Genomic DNA, 20,649 nt, shown 5'->3' with positions numbered 1-20,649 from the left:
GTGGCTATTGAATAATCGTCTTAGGGACCGATCCGCACTCGATCTCGACAGGCTTAATAACTTGGAACAAGAACGGCTCGACGCGTAAAAAAGCTCGAATAATCGCTTGCGCATAGGGCTGTTCATCGATGAGATTGCTTCGTTCTGCCGGGTTGGCAGCGTGATGCGAATAATTCCCGATCAACACCATCACGAAAAACGTCTCCAGATGCTGAAGGTCCTCCTCCGTTAAGCTTCTCACCTTCAGATACCCCTGCATGAACATGGCACGCTGCTTCGGAACCAAGCCTAGAATCGTGCTTGCAACATCATACAGATAATACCCATAGCTGCACCGGCCAAAGTCGATCGGATAAGGTGTCCCCTCATGGAACATGATATTGCCGGTATGTAAATCACCATGGATCAGACCATAGTTATCATTCGTCCTGGTCATCTCTGCGAGGGAAGCTAGAATCTGATTCGCAGCCAACTGGTACATCTCCCAAGCAGATTCCGAGAGAAATCGATCATAGTATTGCGCCAGCCGAGCCACTTCCTCTCGAAAACTCTCAATTCCGAGTGACGGCCGTACAAAGTGACCCGGAGGATTGAATTGTGCCACAGCCGCATGCAGATTACCCGCCATGACACCCAATTCGTACGCGTCCTCATCTTGCATCTCGTTAAGACCTTCTCCCTCCACCCAGCGCATCAGGGTGACGCAGGGATTGCGATATCCCTCTTCCGCAGCAACCTCCAAGATACAGGAGCCATCCCGACTCGCCACGCCCGTTGGCACCGTCATTCCGGCATCATGGCTCAAGTATTGGAGCAATAGTAACTCAGAGCGCAGCTCTTCCTTCTTCCATTGATCCGCATGGATGCGGAGCAGATACGTCTCTCCAGACGAAGTTTCTATTTGATACGTAATCGAATCCGATAATTGAATGAATGTCATCTGTTCCGACGTGAGATCATACTGCTCCATAGCAGACAACGCGGCTTGCCTCGCCCTTGCTAATAGGTTCGTACGTTTCTCCTCCGTGTCCATTTGAAAAAAATCTTGCATGTCGTACCCCCAACAATTAAATCTGGCATATCTCTGATTATATATAAGGGGTTGCTGACGATCATAGGCCGGAAACAGTTCAAACTGTTCTATGCACAAAACAACCCTAACATGGATACCAAACAAAAAAGCCACATTAGCATAACCCATCCAATGTGACTCCTCTTATGAACTACTTTTTTGAGTATACAATTTTCTTAATGCTATCATAGGACAGACAAAATTGATCTGATAGCTGATCGATCGACGTACCAACCGAGAATTTCTGACGAATCTCATCGTTTCTGCGACTGAGATACAATCTGCTCCCCGATTTTTCGCCCCATTTCTTGCGAAGCCCTGCAGGCTTAGGAACATATAACATCCCCCCCGGCACATATTGCTGTAATTCCTTCAATAAGTGGTCCGGAAGGACAACATCTGCATTGATATATTTCATATTCGCTCTACTCCTTAAAATTATTCGTGCTTTTTAAGGTAGCAAAGTCTATATGACGAACATGACCATACGTTTATGCATCAAAGAATGACGGTTATTAATTTACAGCTCCACACAAACAACCGCCGTTGTTCGTCATATAGACTTGCGTGGAGCCGATTATTAATCTCTTTGCGCTCATATTCCAACCCTCCTTATACACATGTTGATCTTGAATCAACCATAAATTCCCTTAACTATAACATATTTCTTCCTAACAAGGATATGATTTCATGAAATCGCTACAAAACTGCAAGACCAGGATCTTTCGTTTACGATTTATTAGGACGTGCCCATACCCGATGAATCATATCGAGCCAGTGATGCTCTTCCCGTTCGATGTGAAGACCTGCTTGCTGAACCATCCCCATAATATCGCGGTTTACATGACAGCCTACCATGCGACGGAACATCGGATTGATGATGTGCTGCAAGGGCCGGATGATTGGGCTCGAGCTCCTGCCATGCTCCATAAGGAGGATCTGTCCATTAGGCTTGCACCATTCCTTGAGTGAAGCGAGTACCTGCAATGGATTCTCGTAACCGCAGAACGATAACGTCGACACAATCGTATCGAACGTATTCGCTGGGAAGGCAAGCGACTCGACATCTGATTGCAGAAATGTAACCTGTAAACGATGATCCGCAGCGCCCCGCTGCGCGGCTAGAAGCATTTCGTTGCTGAAATCCACTGCGGTGACTTCCACGTCCTTGGGGTAGAACGGGAAATTGGCGCCCGCTCCGACTGAAATCTCTAGAACTTTTCCGTAAGCGCAGGATACCAGGGGTTCCCGCCACGTTCTGTCTGATGATTTCTGTCTTCTTCTATCGTACACCCCTGCCTGTCTATCGAACTTATGTATAAGCTTGTCCTTGTCCATGAATATCCCTCCGCGATGCCAGTCATCGTGATCCATTGTCCCGTATGTATATAATATAGTTCTGGATCATCGGGTGAATTCCTTGTCATCATGGACGTAAGATCCCGAAAGATGTTCACTGTTCAAGGTGTTCATTTTTCGGGTCTGAGTTCATTTCACATGATGAAATCCTGTTTGCTGTTATTGATACAATTCTCGTAAATATTGAATTTCCATGGAGAGCCCTGTCTTGAGATCAACGGTTGGCGAATAGCCTAAGAGCTTCTCAGCCTTCGATACATCTGCCCAAGTACTTGTGGGTTCTCCGAAGGTATTACGGACCACTTCGATCTGAGCCTTTTGTTCGAACAATTCCTCCAACAAGGCAATACATTCATTAATGGAGGCACGTTCTTTACCGCCTATATTGATCGTTTCTCCTACCACGCCATTCGCATGAGCAACAGCAGCGACAGCTCTCACACAATCCAAGACATAGGTGAAATCTCTCGACTGCGTTCCATCTCCATACAAGGTAATCGGCTGTCTATCTAACATCTGCTTGATAAACCGATGAAACGCCATATCCGGTCGTTGTCTCGGACCATATACTGTGAAAAACCGCAGCACGACCACAGGAATTCCTGCATCCCCGTACACACGGCACAGATGTTCACAAGTTAATTTACTAATGCCATAGGGAGATAAGGGAAGCATGGTAGCCTGCTCGTCGACTCTACCTGTCTTCTCACCGTATACGGAGGAGGTAGAAGCAAATATAAATCGCTGAAGAGGATATCTCTTACAAGCTTCGAGCAATCTCTGCGTTGCCACAATATTGTGAGTGGCATACTGCACGAAGTCAGGCCCCCAGCTTGATCTTACGCCAGGCATGCCTGCCAAATGATAAATAATATCTACTCTAGTAAGCAATTCATCCCATGAGACGGTGAGGAGATTACTGTCAACCCATTCAAATCGCAGATGATCTAACAGAGAACCTATGTTACGTCTGCGCATCCATGTTGGTGTTGTAAAATCGATAAAAGCATCTATCCCGATGACTTGATTCGACTCATCCAGCAGCAGCTCCTCGCATAGATGAGAGCCAATAAAGCCCGCTGCACCCGTTACTAGTATTCGACTCATTTGCTATCACCCATTTCCTATCCCGTTATAGTCCCATCCCCGTGATTCCAGCTGCGAACGATCCAGTACATTGCGACCATCAAAAAGATAAGGAAACTTCAACAGCTGCCTCCATGCATCCCAATCGCCTTCAACATATTCAGACCATTCTGTACATAGAATGACCGCATGTGCGCTTCGAAGCGTCTCTTCTACGGAGTCATATTGCTTAATCGCATGCGTCTTCCATCCATCAGGCAGCTTAGCAACGGGATCATGAACCTTCAGGTACGAACCACATTCTAGCAGCCCCTTCATCATCGTAAATGCTGGCGCTTCTCTCATATCATCTGTCCCAGGCTTGAAAGACAATCCGAGAATCGCGATTCTCTTACCTCTTAGAATCCCTAACTTCCTTCTTATCCGCTTCATAAAATATTGACATTGCGTGTTATTCACCTCTACGACACTTCGTATTAGATTGAGATCGATGCCATAATCTTTCGCCGTATGCAGCAAGGAGAACACATCCTTCGGGAAGCATGATCCGCCATAGCCAATGCCCGCCTTTAGAAACGATCTGCTTATGCGAGAATCGAGTCCCATACCTTGTGCTACCGTACTGATCGATACATCGACCTGATCACATAATCTTGCTAATTCATTCATATAAGATATCTTCGTTGCAAGAAAAGCGTTCGACGCATACTTGATCATTTCTGCCGTTGCTGGATTTGTCATCACAAGAGGGCAATCTATAGAGTGATACAGCAAACTTACCTGCCCAGCTGCAATCGCAGAATCACTGCCTATCACAATCCGTTCCGGGTGAAAGCAATCATATACCGCGTTTCCTTCCCTTAAGAACTCAGGATTCATTACGACGTCAAACGGTAAATGTTCATGCTGCGCATCTGTCACCCACTCAGATACCTTTTTATGGGTTCCGATAGGAACTGTGCTCTTTATCACGATAAGTTTATATGATTCCATATAAGACCCGATCGTCTCTGATACATTTTGAACATAGGTTAAGTCTGTGCTTCCATCAGCTTGCGAAGGTGTACCTACACATATAAAAATGACTTGATGCTCGCGAATCGCTTGAACGGGATCTGTGGTGAAGGAGAGGCTTCCTTGTTGAACATGTTTATTCAATAGGGTATCCAAACCTGGTTCGAAAAAAGGCAGATTCCCCTCCTTCAACGCTTGAATCTTGTGAATGTCCGTGTCGAAGCCGGTAATCTTATAGCCAAGCTCTGCAAATAATAATGCTGTCGTTGTCCCTACATATCCTACACCTACAACTAATATGTTCACGTTCCTCTCCCCCTAAATTGGTGGCACAGCATGATGAATACTGACAATAGAACCCTTCAATGTGCGATTACGCAAATTTACACCTTCCAGGATGATGCTATCTTCAATCTTACAGTTCTCCAGCACAACGCCAGGACCGATCACAACATATGGACCAATATCACAATTCAATAATGTACTGCTTGGATCAATCAAGACTGGCGATTTTAGAATGCTGCCTTCATACGATTCGTTCATTGTTGTTGTCTTTTCTACAGGCATGGTCTGGAGCATCCAACGATTCGCCTCGAGCCAGCGCCCAGGCGTTCCTACATCGGTATGGGGAGAAGTCGTAATATCGTAAGAAATGGAATAGCCATGTTGAATAAGATACTGAATCGCATCCGTAATTTCATATTCCCCTCTGCGAGACGGTGTTATCGCATCGATTGCCTTAAAAATCTGTGCTGTGAAGGCATAGGCCCCCACAATAGCCAAATTGGACTTCGGCTGAAGCGGCTTCTCCTCCAATCCAATGATTCGCTGTTCCTCAATCTCAGCAATGCCGTATTCATGCGGATTCTCTACCTTTCCCAACAGCAAGGCTCCATCATAATGATCCACCAGAATCGAATCCTTCAGTACGGATAACGATTGGGAGATCAGATTATCCCCTAATAGGAGAATAAATGAATCGGATCCGATAAATGTTTCGGATTGCTTCACCGCATCTGCGATGCCTAGCGGCATCTCTTGGAAAAGATACGTGATATGAACGCCCCGATCTATACCGTCGCCTACCTGCTCTTCGAACAATAGCTTCTGAGCGGGTTGAATCACGATACCAATTTCGGTAATCCCCAGGGATTTTAATTTCTCCAAACTGTAGAAGATAAGAGGTTTGTTAGCTACGGGGAGCAATACCTTGGAGGTTAGATATGAGAATGGTTGTAGTCTAGTACCTCTGCCTGCGCAAACAATGAGTCCCTTCATATTTTCCGCTCCTTGTCTTTTGGTTTCATCGGTATGCATTAAAATATGATTTTCCCTTGGAAATAGGTAGGGCAGTTATGGGTTGATAGGAAAATATACGTATGTACACAGGTTTTTCAAAGTATTTCCTCCCTCTACCCAAACAAATGAAAAAACGTGACATATAATAGATTGAACCAATAGGGACACTAGCTTCTAGCCCATAGAAGACAGACCTATCAACGATCAGTAAACCGTTGAATTTGAAAATTCAATTGGATTTAATGTACTAGAATGGAGGGACTTCATTGGATCAATATCAGGTTGTACCTTGGGATCATCACGTCGATGTCATATCAACCGGAACGGTTCTAGAACAATATGTTCCACCAGAATTAGAGGAACTAGCCTATCAAGTCATGATGAACTACGATATGTATGTATCAAGCATGGTCCTCATTACCTCTAAGCCTGATAAAGGGGGAGCGATCTGGCGTATTGATACAGATAAAGGGCCGCGTAGTCTTAAAGTGCTCCACCGGCTTCCGCAACGCAGTTTATTCAGTGTCGGTGCCCAGCAATATTTGGTTGAGAAAGGTGCACGTGTACCAGCACTCATCCCGACGAAGAACAACGAGTTATATATTGAAGCAGGCGGAAAATTGTGGATTGTGACAGATTGGATCGATACCTTGCAGCAAGCGTCAAAAATTGATCTCGAAGGAGCTTCTGCACTCTGCCTTGGACTTGGTGAGTTTCACCACCATACGAAGGGATATACGTCGCCTCCAGGCGCAGCCAAGTCATCCCGTTTAACGGGATGGACCAAATACTATCAGAAGATCATCGCCAAAATCGGTTGGTTCCGTGATATTGCGCAGGCATACCCGGATGCCGCTGGAAGCGGCCCCTTGCTGCAAGTTGTGGATGAGTTCGAACGACAAGCGAAGGACGCCCTTGAACGCTTGAATCAATCGAGTTATGCGAAGATGATAGCGATGGGAGACGCTTATTGGGGACTTGCGCATCAAGATTATGGTTGGTCCAACGGACAAATGGGACCCGAGGGAATTTGGGTCATCGATTTGGACGGTGTAGCTTATGATTTACCATTTCGCGATCTGCGCAAGCTGATGACAAGTACGATGGATGACATGGGTACTTGGGATATTACTTGGATTCGCAGCATGATTGCTGCTTATCATCAGGGCAATCCGCTCACTCGTGAAATGTTCGAGATCTTATCGATCGATATGGCATTTCCTAATGAATTTTATAAGCATATCAAAGAGGTCGTATTCGATACGGTTAACTTCTTGAACGTCGATCTTGAACCAATCTTACAGCGCGTTCTGGCAACAGAAAATACGAAGTGGCAGGTCCTGGAAGAACTCTGGAAGGATATTGACCTGTATCCTGCTGGCAACTATGTTGTTGAACCTGTTGCAATCGCGGATCTCCCTATCCCGCCTGTTCTCACGAAGCCTTCTAAACCTAAAATGCCTACTCCTACTCCAGCTTCTATTCCTGCTCCTGCTCCTGCTCGTGCTCCTGGTCCTGCTCCTATTCTTACCCCTACTCCTGCAGCGACATATAATCCTCCTGCAGCCGTTGATCGTAAAGTCGTTGAGCCTGTTGCATCGAAGGAGCCTTCTACCCCACCAGTCTTCGCTCAAGCTCCTGAAAAGAAATTTATTTCCAAGTCACCTCAAAACATTGACAAGAAAGTCCTTGAACCTGTTGCATCGAAGGAGATTCCTACCCCACCTGTCTTCGCTCAAGCTCCTGAAAAGAAATTTATTTCTAAATCACCTCAAAACATTGACAAGAAAGTCCTTGAACCTGTTACTGCAGCTAAAGATGTACCTACTCCACCTCAATCTAAAAAGGTCACAAAACAAAAAGAACGAAAAGATTATATTCTTCCACCTAACTTTGCGTCCAATACGCCTAAAAATGTTGAAACAGCTCCTGAACCTACTGCACCGGAACCGGAAAATAACACCCCAGATTCACTCGAGTATTCTCAGCAGCAAACGTTCTATCCTGTACAACGAGCGCATCAAGAGTATCGAGAGTATCTTTCAGAACGTGTACCTTTCTACTTCCGAAGACGGTAGAACAGCATCCATGGATGTATACCGTAGCTGCTTGTTAGCTTTCCATCCAATCACCGTCACATATCTAAGCACTCCATTAGGAGTTTGAAAGGAGGATTAATTCCGTGAATGTTCTTTTGATATGTACGGAGAAGCTCCCTGTTCCAAATATTAGAGGCGGTGCCATTCAAACCTATATCGGCGGAGTTACCAAGCAATTGAGTGAGCATCACCAAGTCACCATTATTGGCAAATCAGATCCTACGCTTCTTTCGGATGAATCCGTGGGCGGGGTTCGCTATGTTCGTGTCCCTTCTGACGGGATGTTTGAGTTATATCTCGAAGGCGTAATCCATTTTATTTCTACAAGTGGACAGAACTATGACCTCATTCACATTTTTAATCGTCCGCGTATGGTTCTGCCTGTGAGAGGTGTCGCCGCTAATGCACGAATTATCCTGAGCATGCACAATGATATGTTCAATCCTACCAAATTAACTACCGAGGAAGGCCGCGCTGTTATTGCGCATACGGAGACGATTATCACGATCAGCAATTATATTGGCCAAGAGATCGAACGTTATTTTCCCGAGGCAAAACCTAAGCTTCGCACCATTTACTCCGCTGTAGATTTGGATCGCTTCGCTCCCTGGATTGAATCCAATACTGCACGGCAAAGCCGGCAAGAAATCCGCGACCAATATCAACTACAATCCAAAAAAATCATTCTGTTCGTCGGACGTCTGTCTCGTAATAAAGGGCCTCATGTTCTGGTGCGCGCGATGTCCCATCTCCGCCATCCGGATGCTTGCCTTGTCGTCGTAGGCGGAGCGTGGTATAGCGACCATCGGGTGAGTGATTATATAGGTTATGTACGCGCACTGGCGGAACGTTCTACTTTGCCTGTCATAACAACGGGCTACATTGATGCCCATGATATTCACCGTTGGTTCTGTGCTGCAGATGTATTCGTGTGCACCTCCATCTGGGATGAGCCGCTCGCCCGTGTTCATTATGAAGCGATGGCCGCTGGCCTGCCTTTTATCACAACCGCAAGAGGAGGAAACCCCGAGATTATCATCAATGACAATGGACTATTAATTTCGAATCCAGAAGATCCATTGGAATACGCCGAAAAGCTGAACAATATGCTGTCCAATATGGAAAATTCCCGTAAGATGGGCCTAAGGGGCAGACGCTTAACCGAACAACGATTCCATTGGCAACGCGTTGCGCAAGATATATTGTCTGTATGGGGAACATAACCCCACAAAGGGGGGATTTCGCTTCGAAGCTGATTCAGGTACTTTGCGGGGGCCCCGAAAACTTATAATTTCTATAATCTGAACAAGTTAATCTCCTGCAGCATACGCCTTAGAAAAACTTCCACTAATGATCTTCATCCAACTACCCAATCAAATTGGAGAACGTTTCATAGAATAGAGTGAAACTTCATAGAGTTTCAACCTTCTAACCGAGAGGAGGTAAGTTATCGATTGCAGATATTGGACAAAGTGAGAGCTGATCTATATAGCAATGGTATCGATATAATTGATGCAATTGATGTCGCATATGAAAACGGACAGACCTCAACATATACATCTGATGATCTCTTTCTAGCCGATTCTGCATTGAAGAAAAAAGAGTCTCTGTCCACTTGGTTGGCTGATATTCATTGGAAAACAGCAGAAGAAGTAAGAGTTGAACTTTTCGATTGTACCGTGTATGTAATTGATCTAAATCTCATAAGTCATCATCCAAATAATGCGAAGCAGAGAGGGAAAGTGAAAAATATGAGCACATATGAAACAGTTAAAGCAGGTTTGTATCACTATGGTCTGGATACCATTGATGAAATTGAAGTAGAGTACGAAGGTGGAGAAGTCGTAAAGTATAAACTTGATGATGCACTTGAAGCCGATCCTGAAGGAAGTGTAGAAGCATCCATTTTAGGATGGTTAGATCAAGTTGATTGGGATAACGTTGTAGAGGTATCTCTTGAGACGCATGAAGACGAAAAATACAAGATTGGCCTTGGACTTGAGGATGAAGAAGATTCGGAAGACGATGATGAAGAAGATGAAGAAGATTCGGAAGACGATGATGAAGAAGATGAAGAAGATTCGGAAGATGAAAATTTAGAAGAAGAAGAAGTTGAAGCAGAAGAAGTTGAAGAAGTTGATGAAGAAGAAGATTCCGAAGACGACGAAGATGGTTATGATGACGAGTATGAAGAAGATGAAGATCAGTAAACAAAGGATTAAGAGGATTCAGCCGCTGGGATTCAACCGTAATCCTGCGGCTTTTCCTAATTAAAGCCACATACATAAAGAAGTATTTCGCAAAAATGAAACCCCTTACTTTCGCATGCGTATGTATCATATTTCAAGTTGTAAAGGGAGGGCTTTTCCACATGTCTTTTTTTAATAAAATGTTAGCAAAGGTCGGTATCGGTGCCGCAGAAGTAGACACACTGCTAGAGGAGGTGTCTTATGTACCAGGTGAGGATGTTCGCGGCGTTGTACGCGTCACGGGAGGACAGGTGGATCAAGAGATCGATCGAATTTACCTGCAATTAATGACACGTTATGTGCGTGAATCCGGGGATAACAAGGTAACAGAACACTATTCCCTTGCCAAATTTAATGTATCAGGAAAGATGACGATTCGAGGCGGTGAGACTATGGAGATTCCTTTCTCATTCCCGCTACCGCTCGAAACGCCTGTCACCTATAACGGCCAGCCCGTATGGCTGCATACAGGACTAGATATTGATGTGGCCATTGATCCAACCGATAACGACGGAATTGAAGTGCGTCCGCATCCTTATATGGATGTCATATTCCAAGCCGTGCAATCGCTTGGATTCCGCTTCCGTTCTTCCTCGTGCGAATACCACTCCAGACTGGGCCGCGGCGTGCCGTTCGTGCAGGAATTCGAATTCTTGCCTGGTTCGTCCTTCGCTAATCGCGTGAAAGAGCTCGAACTTATTATGAAAGTCGATCATAACGGCGTTAATGTATTGATCGAAATCGATCGCAAAGCACGCGGTCTTACGGGGCTGTTCGAGCAAGCCCTCGATATGGATGAGCGTCTCGTCCGCGTCTATTTCACGGAGACTGAACTTGATCAAGGTCCACAAGTTATAGCACAAGAGCTCGCTGCCATTATTCAGCAGCAAGCACGATAACGATTCCGAAGACAGTCAGTCCCACGTGGGATCGACTGTCTTTCTCTATCTCATACTCGTATCGAATGGGCTGAAAGATCGTATCAACGTGCTTGAATCTGTTCATATAGCAATACGAGGATGTCTAGCGCCTGTTTCTCATCATGCAGCAGAGATCGTAGGATGTCGACACATGCTAGTCGCTCTGTAGCTGTCATGAATTCACTCGGCTGCTCATAAGGGTATTTCTGCACCAAACGTTGATAGCTCGCTGCAATCTTGGCATACTTCTCCACCGCTGCATCAAGCAATTCTGAAGAAAGACCTAACCCTAGATCCCTCCATTCGCTGATGAAACTCACGGCATGCTTTCTTGCATCCGCTAGTGGTTCGATGGTAAGACTAAATTCATACTTCGTAATCTCATCTCGTTCAAGCGCTTGAATCCAGCCCTCGTAAGCTTGTTCGCCAATATAGTACGTGTGGTGCTGCCAATGTAAGACGCCTTGCTGATTCAAGCTTAGGACGAAGTGAAGAGCATCTCTTAGCGCCGCCAAAGGTTCGGCTGGTTGGATGAATTTCGCGGCATGTAAAGAAATCAATCCTCGTTCTTCCTCGATGTAACCCGACGTCTCCCTTCTTGTAAGGCAGTATCGACATGGGCAATACGCTTGTCCGAGTCGATGCCATGGAATGACGTCATCCCAGTTCTCATGCCCTTCGCCGCAATGCCATGAATGCGTGTAATATCCCTCTGCATCCACGCCATAGACGAGGGAGGTTTGATTGCGAATATCGAGGTTTTTGGCAAACACAGGATAGCCCTTATGAATCGCGGTCTGTGCATGTTGCCACATCTCTTGCTGTAATGTTCTGAATGACTCGTTCTCAGCATAGGTATGAATCCCTTCAATCTCCAACCCCAGGTTGCGCGCCAGCTTGAAAATCTGCGGTTCCGGCGGTCCTGCATTCGGCTTCTTGAAATCGTGATCATGCACGAGAAGAAAAGCCATCCCTGTCATACCATATATCCAAGATGCCGTAACTGGAACATTGTAGTACCTAAGGGCTGACAGAAGTGCTCCAATCTGTGATGCCTCTAAGCCGCTAAAATGATAATTGTCTAACACTGCTTTATGATGGATTGACCCCAATGGCTGCTACCTCCTCAAGAATATAATTCATGCTCTTCATCATGCATTGCTTCGATTCATCAGGTAGATACGCGTGGTGGAACGGGTTCATGAAGCCATGTTCGCCTTGGATCACCTCGGTTATTGTGTTCGTCTTGCCGTGCAGTTGGTCCGCTAAAGCCGACACGTCGAAGGATTTCTCTTGGCTCGCAAAGAACAATAGGGCCTGGCATCCCGGCACAAGATCTGCGTAATTCCGTATTCTCGAACCATAGAATCCAATCATACCGTCGACTCCGCTAGCACTGTTCATCCAAGCCAAGGTCGCGCCAATGCTGAAGCCCATCAGGAAGATTCGGTCATAGTTCGCCCGATGAGTAAGTATGATTTTCCTCACTTCCTCCGCTGCCTGTTCGAATCCAATCTCGTTCACGAAGTATTGGTATGCTTGTTCGTCTTGCGCATAAGAAAACACGCGACCATGCAGTAAATCCGGGGTAAGCACGTCCACGCCTTCTTGGAGCCATTGATCCCGGTAATATTGCATATGATCGTTGACCCCGTAAATTTCGTGAAGGAGGATGACGAGTGTGTTATTTGGCTTGTTCATGTTCAAGATAGAAATCTCCATTCTTCTCCGTTTAAATCATCATATCGAAGAGCAGCGGTGGCGCCTATTGTTGTAGATCGAGCAATCGTTGGTACTGCCAATCCCGTTCCTTGGCGATGCTGCTGCTCGTCTCTGAAGGATCATCAGCGGCATACGCGGCTGCCTTGGCCGCATACGTAGCAGCATGAACGGCATGGCCCGCAACATGTGCGGTAGCTGATGCATGACCCGCGGCACGCGCTGCGGCGCAGGCTGCAGGGTGCTCGATATCCCGCGCCGCGGTATGAGACGCGAATGCAGCAGCACGAGCCTCGACCATTGGGATCTCGCCGCGAACCCAAGCCCGGCCAGCTTCAATCGCTTCACGAGGTCGGTTGTCCCCCGGGCAATGCGCCTCGAATAGTGAAAGGACATGCTCCGCGCAATCTGTCGCCCAACGTGCAAGCAGCCGATGATCCGTCTGTTTTGCCAGATCCGCTATCGCTTTACTCCGCTTCGAATCCCTAAATTTGACCCGCTCCATACTCTCGCTACCTCCTTACGCTGTCGACGGTATTTCGCTAATGCTATCCTGAATAATTAATGCGCTTACGGCGTTTCTTATGCCCATTTTCCACTCTTACACATCGCGAAAATAACAGCATCCACATATTGATCTTTCAGATAGAAGTAGTCCTGTAATACGCCTTCTTCTTGGAACCCGATCTTCTCTAGCACTTTTCTCGAACCAATATTGGCTTGAAAAATTTGCGCTTCAATCCGATGCAAGTCAAACCCATGAAATCCATAACGAACGACCGCATCCACAACTTCACCCATATACCCTTGACGCCAGTATGCAGGAGATAATTCGTAGCCGATCTCCGCTCGATGGTGCTTCTGCGACCATTTGTGAAAACCGCAAGTGCCAATCACGCGATCTTCCGATTTCAGGGTAATCCCCCACCGAATGCTCCGCTGGCTGTCGAAATTATCGATCCACATTTGGATGAGATCCTCGGCTTGCTTCAGCTCCGTGAAGCGATCTAAATCGTAGTACGTCGTTACTTTATCTTGAGAGAAATAATCGTACAGATCAGGTGCGTCATCCAGCCGCAGTTGTCTAAGCTTTAATCGTCTGGTCTCCAAAATCGGAAAATCCATGATTGTCTCCTCGCTTTCGCGTTAATCGAATTAAAATAAAAAATTCATTCTACTGCCATTTCATTTCCGTCTTCCGATGCTCATTCCAGATTCCGAAGCCTTCGGAATATTGGTTCTCTAAAAACAGCGGCAGACGCTCCTTCAAACCCTCTGCAAGCGGAAGAGAAGCCAGTTCATCCTTGTCCACCCAGAAAAGACGGCCTTCCTCTGTCTCGTCCAATAACTGACCGCTGAATACTTGGGTGCGATAGCTGAACACGAGATATTTATCGCCCGTCGCATCGTTATACCAATAGACGATTCCGCACAGCTCCAGATTCGATATTGTTAATCCCGTCTCCTCATGGATCTCCCGGATCGTAGAATCGATAATGCTCTCCCCGTCCTCGATATGTCCTCCCGGAAAGGCAATGCCTTTCCATGATTTGATTCGCTCCTGTACAAGGACTTTGTTCGTCTCTGGATCATAAATCATGCACATGTTCGTCATTTCAACGTTAGACATTCATAGTACTTCCTTTTGTGTTTTGACGTGGTGGAATAACGTTATTCACGCTTCGAATTAACCCAGTTCGGAATATGATGGGCAAAATACCGCCCCACCTTCGTGAGCTCATTCATCACGATTCTAATTGTGGAATCTTCCAAGAACCAGTTCTCTTTGGTGATGCCTGTTTTGTCGGTAACGGGACTCACGCAGATCGTAACATCCATTGGGAACACCGTCTGGTAAGTCAGTAAGGCGCGCCTTGCGTGGTAAGATTTACAGACTAAGATGACCTTCTTGGGCTGCAAACCGTGCTCTTGGATGACTTGCCATGAAAATCTTGCATTATCGAACGTATTCCTTGCTTGGTCCTCCCGCAAAATCGCTTGCTCTGGAACACCTAACTGTAATCCGACATCTCGCAGGAACGCCCATTCCGTTGTGGTGACATGCGCGGTTGCACCTCCAGATGGTAATAGATAAGGTGCCAAGCCTTGATGATATAGTTCCGCAGCCCGTTCCATGAGCTGAGGATGACTGCCGCCAGGAATTAGGATCAGATCCGCGGGCTCGATCCTCGTCTCGAAAAACATGAAATCCGTAATACAATCAAAAGGATACATCGTTCTTCCCTCCCCTTGGCTCGGATCTCTGACTCAGAACTTCTTTCTGAGAAAAAGAGCGACCTCTTCATTGTCTTCGCCTAAGTTATAGAGCGATAGATCGATCCCTTCGATCTCAAATCCAAGTGATTTGTAGAAATGAATAGCCGGAACATTCGTATTCTGCGCCTCCAGCGTAAGTGCACGGAAGCCGCTCCCCTGTGCGAGTTCAATCATTTTACTTAGCAGGGCGTGCCCGTATCTCTGCCTTCTATGATCCTCGTGAACATGCAAATACCATAGCAGGAGCGTATTGTTCCATGTCTGAGCCTCCGCAATCGCCAGCGCGATGAGCTTGTGATCGACGTAGAGCCCTAACGAATACCCTTGCTTGATGAGATCTTGATAACGATTCAAGTCATCTGCTTCGATCAAATCTTGCTTCACATAGGGCTCGTCAAGATCAACGAGTTGGAGCATGATCGCGCAGGATTGCAAGGACTCCTCTTTTTTCACTTCGTATTTCTGGTTGGATATGTATCCAAAATCGCCTAATGACAATATCTCTTCCGCGGTAACCTGTACTAGCGATTTAATCTCGGTGAAGTAATGGATCGGTTGCATGGTGGTTCATGTTCCTTTCTGTTGTTTATCTATCATTTCAAAGCTATGAATATATCGATCTTATTGTCCGGACTATCTGGTGCGTAGCGATCATCCCAGACTTCAAAATCATAATTCTTCGGTTCGCAACCTGATGCAGGAATCCACTCTTCATAACCCTAAATCCAATGACATGAAAAAGGGGGAGTGTTACCATCTTCGCTTCCACGGTATTCACCTCGCTATGTAGGATCAATCTTAAGTCCCATTCTTATTGCCCACCGCAATCCACCGGCCATCCACGTCATCGAACACGAATTCACGATTGTTATAATCCGTCGTCCCGAGTGAACGAACAATGTTGATGCCTAAATGCATAAATTCTTGCTCCAATTCCCGTTGCTTCTCCGCAATAAAATAACCGTCATACCCATAACCGTGCATCACGCGATTCGGCACAATCGTCTCCTGCTTCGATTTCGTCAGCACGATTTCGATCGCATCCCGATAGAGACAGACATGCGGCTCAGAGGATTCGAGATAGTAGACCGCTCGGAATCCAAGTGTCTCATAATATGCGGTGGTTTTATGAAGATCCGGCGTCGGAAAGATTTGCAGGCAGTGAGAGAAGCCTTTGCCCATCAGAATCCCTACTTTCTATGTAAATCTCTTACTTTTATTATCTTGGATGCTAAATTCAACCAAGTCAAGCCGTGAATGCTTATAGTAAAAGGAACCTGCATTGCAGATTCCTTTGGGAAGGATATAATTTTCAATCCTGAAACTCCATATGTTTCTTATCCTGGCGATAGTACGCCAATCTGTCGTTAAGCCCACCGGTATGAAACTCGAATTTGTGTCCATCCGGGTCCGTGAAATAAACAGATTTTCGGTCCCGTTCATCCCTTGTCCTGCCGGGTAAAATATGAACGTTGAGTTGAACCAGCCGATCCACCCAATGATCGAACTCTTCCTCCAAAACCGTAAACGCGATATGCGTATATGTACTCAAGGGAGGTCTTGGGGTATCTTTCTCTTCATTTAAGGCAATCCACAAGCCATTCAGTTCAAAGTAAGCCAGCGTTCTGCCTGTGACTAGCAGCTTGGCGTCAAATACGCGCTCATAAAATGCAATGGATTGGTCGAGGTCAGATACCGAGAAACAAAAATGGTTAATGCCTTGGATTTGCATGGGTACTCAACATCCTTTACCGTTCTTCCTTGTTCCTTGCTATCGCAAGAATGTCACGAACAAACGCCGTTTTCGCGTCGGCATAAGCGTGTTTGTCTGACTTGTATTTTTCCGACAGCTGCATCTTAAGGTCTTGATAGGCTGTCCGAGCTTCCTCATGCACGTTCAAATAATTCCTAAATAACAGCTGATCCTTCAAGTAACGATTGTCTTTCTCGTACATATGGATCTGATGCGTCCTTGGTTCGCCTTTGTTCAAATAATGTCTCTCCGGCAGGATGTTCGTACCGAGATATCGATATCCGAGTTCCTCCAGCTTCGCCGCACATAATGAACTATCCTCAAAATGATCAATTTCGATCGCGATATCAATAATCGGTTTGGCGCTGAGGCCTCGAATTGCCGTACTGCCAATATGATGGACCGTGACATGAAACGCTTGCAGTGTGTCTCGAATAATACGGCTCTCCGCTTCGTAAGCCACTATCCATTGTTCTGTCCATGGGATGATGAATACCTGTCCTTTGGGTAGTCCGAGCATGGGGGTCTCCTTTTTTGGGGATTGGTGAGTCTTTCAAATCACGATGAGCTTTCCACCTTATGATGATTCAGCGCCTCAATAATCGCCCGAATGAAATAATGCGTAAAAATATAAATCAACTGCGGTATGCCTACGTAAAGCGGTACAGCAATTTCCCATAAGAGAAAGTCCCATCGAAACCAATTGTTCCAGTGCCCTGATATGTATAAATCAAAATCCCGCTCCATCTGAAAAATCCCGTAAGCTGTGGAAATGATCATCCAAAGAATAAGCACGAATACACCAATCCGGCCTTTATACTTATTAATGATCCTCGCAGAGAAGTACAGAATTACAAACAAAATAGAATTAGTAACTATAAATATAATAACATCGCCACTCGCCTTGCTATACTTCAAAGGCCACGAACCCATTAACAGGCCTGCAATAATATATACGATGTATATTGCCAAGACTCCAATAACACCTTTCACCGGATCATGCCCCCTAGCATCACATCATGGCGAAATCCTGTAATCTTCAGATGAATTTAATAAGATCTAACGGTGTCTCCAATTTGTATTTCGCCTCGATGTTCTGATGATTCTTACAACCCCACAGCGCTAACGCAAAGTCGACTCCCGCATCTCTAGCACATTCGTAATCATACACGGTATCCCCGATATAGATTGACTGTTCAGCTTTAGCATCGGCGATCTCCAGAAACTTCAACAATGGTTCAGGATGCGGCTTATGGAATTCCGTATCATCTGCACAGACAATATGCGTTAAATACGGCATCAGTCCAAACGGTTCGAAATCACACTTCAGCTCCTCTTTCGTCTTCGAGGTAACGATGCCTTGATTGATGTTTTTGTCCCGTAAATGATTGACTAGGTCGAATATTCCTTCAAACACCTCAATGGTATTAAAATAATCTTTCATAAAATAATTCCAACGCTCATTGGCTTTATCGATATCTGAAATTCCTAACTGAGGTAAAGACCTTGAGCCGGGAATGCCCAGCACAAAAGTTAGGTCATCTAATTCCACGGATTTGTTATAGTCTACGTGAAGCATCTTCTGCAGCGAATGGAGAACTGCTTGTTCTGTATTAATAAGCGTTCCATCAACATCAAAAATAATCGTCTTGTACATAGTTTCTCCTTTGCTTTTACGTGCTCATTTTTTCCGTTACGCTTGGCCTCTAACATCTTTGTATTCCGGTTTGCCCAACCATACTTCTGTACTGTAATTCACCTTGATTACTCCATTCCTTTCCAATCCCCTGAATCTCTTGTGATGTGCCTCTTTGAATTCCTCGAACCATGCTTCACTCTCATTCGGTGATTCCATACCTGATACGACAGCTCCCCAGTATTCTTCCCATGATTCTTCATGTTCTTGTTGAAAAACATACCTGCTTGGCGCTGCCTCTCCATAGAAATAAGTTACTGGTTTTGTGTGTCTTGTGTTACTAAGTCTGTTCCTATAAGCGCCTTCTCTGCATATTTCCATCGTGTCGCTTAAAAATCCAGTATCATCATGATATGAAAATATAGCTAACATAGCACCAGGTCTCATAATTCTCTTAAACTCTTGAATCGTATGCTCTGGTTCGAATCTGTGATACGCATTTGCTACAACGATTAAATCAACAGACCGATCTGGTAATTGCGTATTCTCTGCTGTACCATCTATATATTCGATATCATCTCTTGATCCAATCATCTCACAAGCAACTCTTCGCATTTCCTGCTCAGGTTCGATGGCATAGATCTTCCGTACATTTCCGACAAAGTGTCGAGTTAGGAGTCCGGTACCTGCCCCAATATCTGCCACATTCCCCTGACTTGCATTTGCTGCATGGATAATAAAAGTGCATGCCTCTTTGGAGTACGGCAGCCGATATTGATCATATAACAAAGCTTTTTCATATGTCATATTTTTCAATTCCCTCATCCCTTTCTCACTAGCTATAAAATCTTCTCAAAAATATATAGGTCGCCTTCTTCTCCAACCTTAGTAAATCCGCATTTTGTATAGAAGTGATGATTCTTGACACTCCAGCTAGGTGTATCAAGCCACCATTTCGTACTATTCGGGAAGCTACGTTCAATTTCTTTCATGACCTTCATACCTAAACCTTGATTCTGATACTTAGGGTCAATAAAAATTCTTCCTAGATTATGTACTTGGTTGTTTTCGATAAATATTAAGGCTCCTCCTATAATTTCTCCATGAAAAAGCACCTTGAAATATTCGCAAATTTGCATCATCTCTGCTTGAAAGCTTATAGAATCATATCCTGACGGACCACCAGCTTCGCTATTATTAAATTGTTTTGACTCCTCGTCGAAGCTAGCCTTCTGTATCTCAGTAAGCTTATGCGCATCATTTGCTATTGCACGTTCTAGTGTTAACATGAAACACACCTCCATGAACTGGGTATACATTGTGTTAATTATTAGCTTTCTTATGTATGTATTAGTAATGCAATCCTTTATTTCAATATCGTAAAGTCTTCCTCTCCCTCTCGATTAGGCAGCTCTACTAGCGTCATATTCTTTACACAGGCTCGTTTCAATGACTTCATACAATTTACCAAAAAATCAATATACAACGCCTCTCCTTGTATTTCTGCTTCAACACTTCCATCTTCCAAATTTCTTACCCAGCCCGTTAATCCCATTCTTTGAGCAAGACGATGTACTTCTAAGCGAAATCCTACCTTTTGTACCCTACCAGCAAAAATCACTTTTTTTCTGACAGTAACGTTCGATGTAACATCTGGAAGCTTTATACGATTGGCATGCCAGATTACATAATCATTTCTTAATTTCTTAAAAACACTCATCCCTTCACAAGTCTCCTCCCTTGTTCTATCTACGAACTCGAGATCAGTACTAATTCTCCGTTATACATGAACAGATCATCAAAATGTTCCCATCAGGGTCTTTGAAAGAAAAATCAGATAGATCCGGGTACCTCGCAATTTCTGTCACAAACTCTGCTCCCATACGCTTAACAAATTCATAAGCTTCATCGATATCTTCCGTGCTTAGATTAAATAATGGCTGATTGGATGGATTAAATTTATATTCTTCTTCATCAAAACAATGATTGTCTAATGTCAGTCCAGGTCTATTCTCACCCATAGGAAAAGTATGAATCGGACCTTCACATGGATTATCCTCATTGAATTCGATTCCCAAGAGTGTTGAATACCATTTTACAGATTCCTTTAGATTTGTTACATGTATAAAAATAGTATCTACCCGGCTCATAATAGGGCTTTTCATG

Annotated in this window: 26 protein-coding genes; 4 read left to right on the top strand and 22 right to left on the bottom strand. The window is 45.0% G+C overall.

Annotation, left to right across the window (positions count from 1 at the left end):
• Nucleotides 1–4 precede the first annotated feature (4 nt).
• From GCU39_RS01415 to GCU39_RS01390, 6 genes are all read right to left on the bottom strand, one after another.
• Nucleotides 5–1,051: a phosphotransferase enzyme family protein gene (locus GCU39_RS01415; RefSeq protein WP_152391868.1), complete on the bottom strand. Its 1,047-nt coding sequence runs from the start codon at nucleotides 1,049–1,051 to the stop codon at nucleotides 5–7.
• A gap of 172 nt (nucleotides 1,052–1,223) precedes the next feature.
• Nucleotides 1,224–1,490, bottom strand: coding sequence for a CD3324 family protein (locus tag GCU39_RS01410; RefSeq protein WP_152391867.1), 267 nt, complete (start codon nucleotides 1,488–1,490; stop codon nucleotides 1,224–1,226).
• Between the two features lie 311 nt (nucleotides 1,491–1,801).
• Nucleotides 1,802–2,410, bottom strand: a complete 609-nt coding sequence (locus GCU39_RS01405) for a class I SAM-dependent methyltransferase (RefSeq protein ID WP_152391866.1) — start codon at nucleotides 2,408–2,410, stop codon at nucleotides 1,802–1,804.
• Nucleotides 2,411–2,590: 180 nt separating this feature from the next.
• On the bottom strand, nucleotides 2,591–3,538 hold the full coding sequence (locus GCU39_RS01400) for an NAD-dependent epimerase/dehydratase family protein (protein WP_152391865.1): 948 nt from the start codon (nucleotides 3,536–3,538) through the stop codon (nucleotides 2,591–2,593).
• Nucleotides 3,539–3,544: 6 nt separating this feature from the next.
• Nucleotides 3,545–4,837, bottom strand: a complete 1,293-nt coding sequence (locus GCU39_RS01395; protein WP_152391864.1) for a UDP-glucose dehydrogenase family protein — start codon at nucleotides 4,835–4,837, stop codon at nucleotides 3,545–3,547.
• A gap of 12 nt (nucleotides 4,838–4,849) precedes the next feature.
• A complete protein-coding gene (locus GCU39_RS01390) occupies nucleotides 4,850–5,809 on the bottom strand; it encodes a sugar phosphate nucleotidyltransferase (RefSeq protein ID WP_152391863.1) in 960 nt (319 codons plus the stop codon).
• A gap of 287 nt (nucleotides 5,810–6,096) precedes the next feature.
• Here GCU39_RS01390 and GCU39_RS01385 point away from each other — a divergent pair, with 287 nt between their 5' ends.
• From GCU39_RS01385 to GCU39_RS01370, 4 genes are all read left to right on the top strand, one after another.
• Nucleotides 6,097–7,908: a CotS family spore coat protein gene (locus GCU39_RS01385; RefSeq protein ID WP_152391862.1), complete on the top strand. Its 1,812-nt coding sequence runs from the start codon at nucleotides 6,097–6,099 to the stop codon at nucleotides 7,906–7,908.
• 104 nt (nucleotides 7,909–8,012) lie between these two features.
• Nucleotides 8,013–9,152, top strand: a complete 1,140-nt coding sequence (locus GCU39_RS01380; protein WP_152391861.1) for a glycosyltransferase family 4 protein — start codon at nucleotides 8,013–8,015, stop codon at nucleotides 9,150–9,152.
• A 231-nt stretch (nucleotides 9,153–9,383) separates the two neighbouring features.
• Entirely contained in the window at nucleotides 9,384–10,139 is a 756-nt protein-coding gene (locus GCU39_RS31300) for a hypothetical protein (protein ID WP_193726719.1), read from the top strand.
• Between the two features lie 161 nt (nucleotides 10,140–10,300).
• On the top strand, nucleotides 10,301–11,077 hold the full coding sequence (locus GCU39_RS01370; protein WP_152391860.1) for a sporulation protein: 777 nt from the start codon (nucleotides 10,301–10,303) through the stop codon (nucleotides 11,075–11,077).
• A gap of 83 nt (nucleotides 11,078–11,160) precedes the next feature.
• Here the strand turns inward: GCU39_RS01370 and GCU39_RS01365 are convergent, their stop codons facing one another.
• The 16 genes from GCU39_RS01365 to GCU39_RS01290 form a co-directional block, all read right to left on the bottom strand.
• Nucleotides 11,161–12,210, bottom strand: coding sequence for a hypothetical protein (locus GCU39_RS01365; protein WP_152391859.1), 1,050 nt, complete (start codon nucleotides 12,208–12,210; stop codon nucleotides 11,161–11,163).
• Nucleotides 12,191–12,799 (bottom strand): dienelactone hydrolase family protein, encoded by a 609-nt coding sequence (locus tag GCU39_RS01360; RefSeq protein WP_152391858.1) that lies wholly within the window; start codon nucleotides 12,797–12,799, stop codon nucleotides 12,191–12,193. Before GCU39_RS01360 ends, GCU39_RS01365 begins: the two co-directional genes overlap by 20 nt.
• 64 nt (nucleotides 12,800–12,863) lie before the next feature.
• Nucleotides 12,864–13,322 (bottom strand): putative immunity protein, encoded by a 459-nt coding sequence (locus GCU39_RS01355; RefSeq protein WP_152391857.1) that lies wholly within the window; start codon nucleotides 13,320–13,322, stop codon nucleotides 12,864–12,866.
• A 77-nt stretch (nucleotides 13,323–13,399) separates the two neighbouring features.
• Nucleotides 13,400–13,942, bottom strand: coding sequence for a GNAT family N-acetyltransferase (locus tag GCU39_RS01350; protein ID WP_152391856.1), 543 nt, complete (start codon nucleotides 13,940–13,942; stop codon nucleotides 13,400–13,402).
• A gap of 49 nt (nucleotides 13,943–13,991) precedes the next feature.
• On the bottom strand, nucleotides 13,992–14,447 hold the full coding sequence (locus tag GCU39_RS01345; protein WP_152391855.1) for an 8-oxo-dGTP diphosphatase: 456 nt from the start codon (nucleotides 14,445–14,447) through the stop codon (nucleotides 13,992–13,994).
• Between the two features lie 41 nt (nucleotides 14,448–14,488).
• Entirely contained in the window at nucleotides 14,489–15,052 is a 564-nt protein-coding gene (locus GCU39_RS01340) for a YdcF family protein (RefSeq protein ID WP_152391854.1), read from the bottom strand.
• 33 nt (nucleotides 15,053–15,085) lie between these two features.
• Nucleotides 15,086–15,655: a GNAT family N-acetyltransferase gene (locus GCU39_RS01335; RefSeq protein ID WP_152391853.1), complete on the bottom strand. Its 570-nt coding sequence runs from the start codon at nucleotides 15,653–15,655 to the stop codon at nucleotides 15,086–15,088.
• A gap of 237 nt (nucleotides 15,656–15,892) precedes the next feature.
• Nucleotides 15,893–16,276 carry a VOC family protein gene (locus GCU39_RS01330; RefSeq protein ID WP_152391852.1) on the bottom strand — a complete coding sequence of 128 codons (384 nt, stop codon included), beginning with the start codon at nucleotides 16,274–16,276 and terminating at the stop codon, nucleotides 15,893–15,895.
• Nucleotides 16,277–16,406: 130 nt separating this feature from the next.
• On the bottom strand, nucleotides 16,407–16,826 hold the full coding sequence (fosB, locus tag GCU39_RS01325; protein ID WP_152391851.1) for a metallothiol transferase FosB: 420 nt from the start codon (nucleotides 16,824–16,826) through the stop codon (nucleotides 16,407–16,409).
• A gap of 16 nt (nucleotides 16,827–16,842) precedes the next feature.
• On the bottom strand, nucleotides 16,843–17,367 hold the full coding sequence (locus GCU39_RS01320; RefSeq protein WP_152391850.1) for a GrpB family protein: 525 nt from the start codon (nucleotides 17,365–17,367) through the stop codon (nucleotides 16,843–16,845).
• A 38-nt stretch (nucleotides 17,368–17,405) separates the two neighbouring features.
• Complete coding sequence (locus tag GCU39_RS01315; RefSeq protein WP_152391849.1) at nucleotides 17,406–17,840, bottom strand: hypothetical protein; 435 nt, start codon at nucleotides 17,838–17,840, stop codon at nucleotides 17,406–17,408.
• A 46-nt stretch (nucleotides 17,841–17,886) separates the two neighbouring features.
• Nucleotides 17,887–18,504 (bottom strand): HAD family hydrolase, encoded by a 618-nt coding sequence (locus GCU39_RS01310; protein WP_152391848.1) that lies wholly within the window; start codon nucleotides 18,502–18,504, stop codon nucleotides 17,887–17,889.
• A 36-nt stretch (nucleotides 18,505–18,540) separates the two neighbouring features.
• Nucleotides 18,541–19,290 carry a class I SAM-dependent methyltransferase gene (locus GCU39_RS01305; RefSeq protein WP_227793593.1) on the bottom strand — a complete coding sequence of 250 codons (750 nt, stop codon included), beginning with the start codon at nucleotides 19,288–19,290 and terminating at the stop codon, nucleotides 18,541–18,543.
• A 32-nt stretch (nucleotides 19,291–19,322) separates the two neighbouring features.
• Complete coding sequence (locus tag GCU39_RS01300) at nucleotides 19,323–19,772, bottom strand: GNAT family N-acetyltransferase (protein ID WP_152391846.1); 450 nt, start codon at nucleotides 19,770–19,772, stop codon at nucleotides 19,323–19,325.
• A gap of 77 nt (nucleotides 19,773–19,849) precedes the next feature.
• Nucleotides 19,850–20,203, bottom strand: coding sequence for an acylphosphatase (locus GCU39_RS01295; protein ID WP_152391845.1), 354 nt, complete (start codon nucleotides 20,201–20,203; stop codon nucleotides 19,850–19,852).
• Nucleotides 20,204–20,252: 49 nt separating this feature from the next.
• Nucleotides 20,253–20,648 carry a VOC family protein gene (locus GCU39_RS01290; RefSeq protein WP_152391844.1) on the bottom strand — a complete coding sequence of 132 codons (396 nt, stop codon included), beginning with the start codon at nucleotides 20,646–20,648 and terminating at the stop codon, nucleotides 20,253–20,255.
• Nucleotide 20,649: the final 1 nt, after the last annotated feature.

The organism is Paenibacillus guangzhouensis, assembly GCF_009363075.1.
Taxonomy (GTDB): Bacteria; Bacillota; Bacilli; order Paenibacillales; family Paenibacillaceae; genus Paenibacillus_K; species Paenibacillus_K guangzhouensis.
The sequence above is the reverse complement of the archived record's forward strand: the minus strand, read 5'-3'. Positions and strand labels throughout refer to the sequence as shown.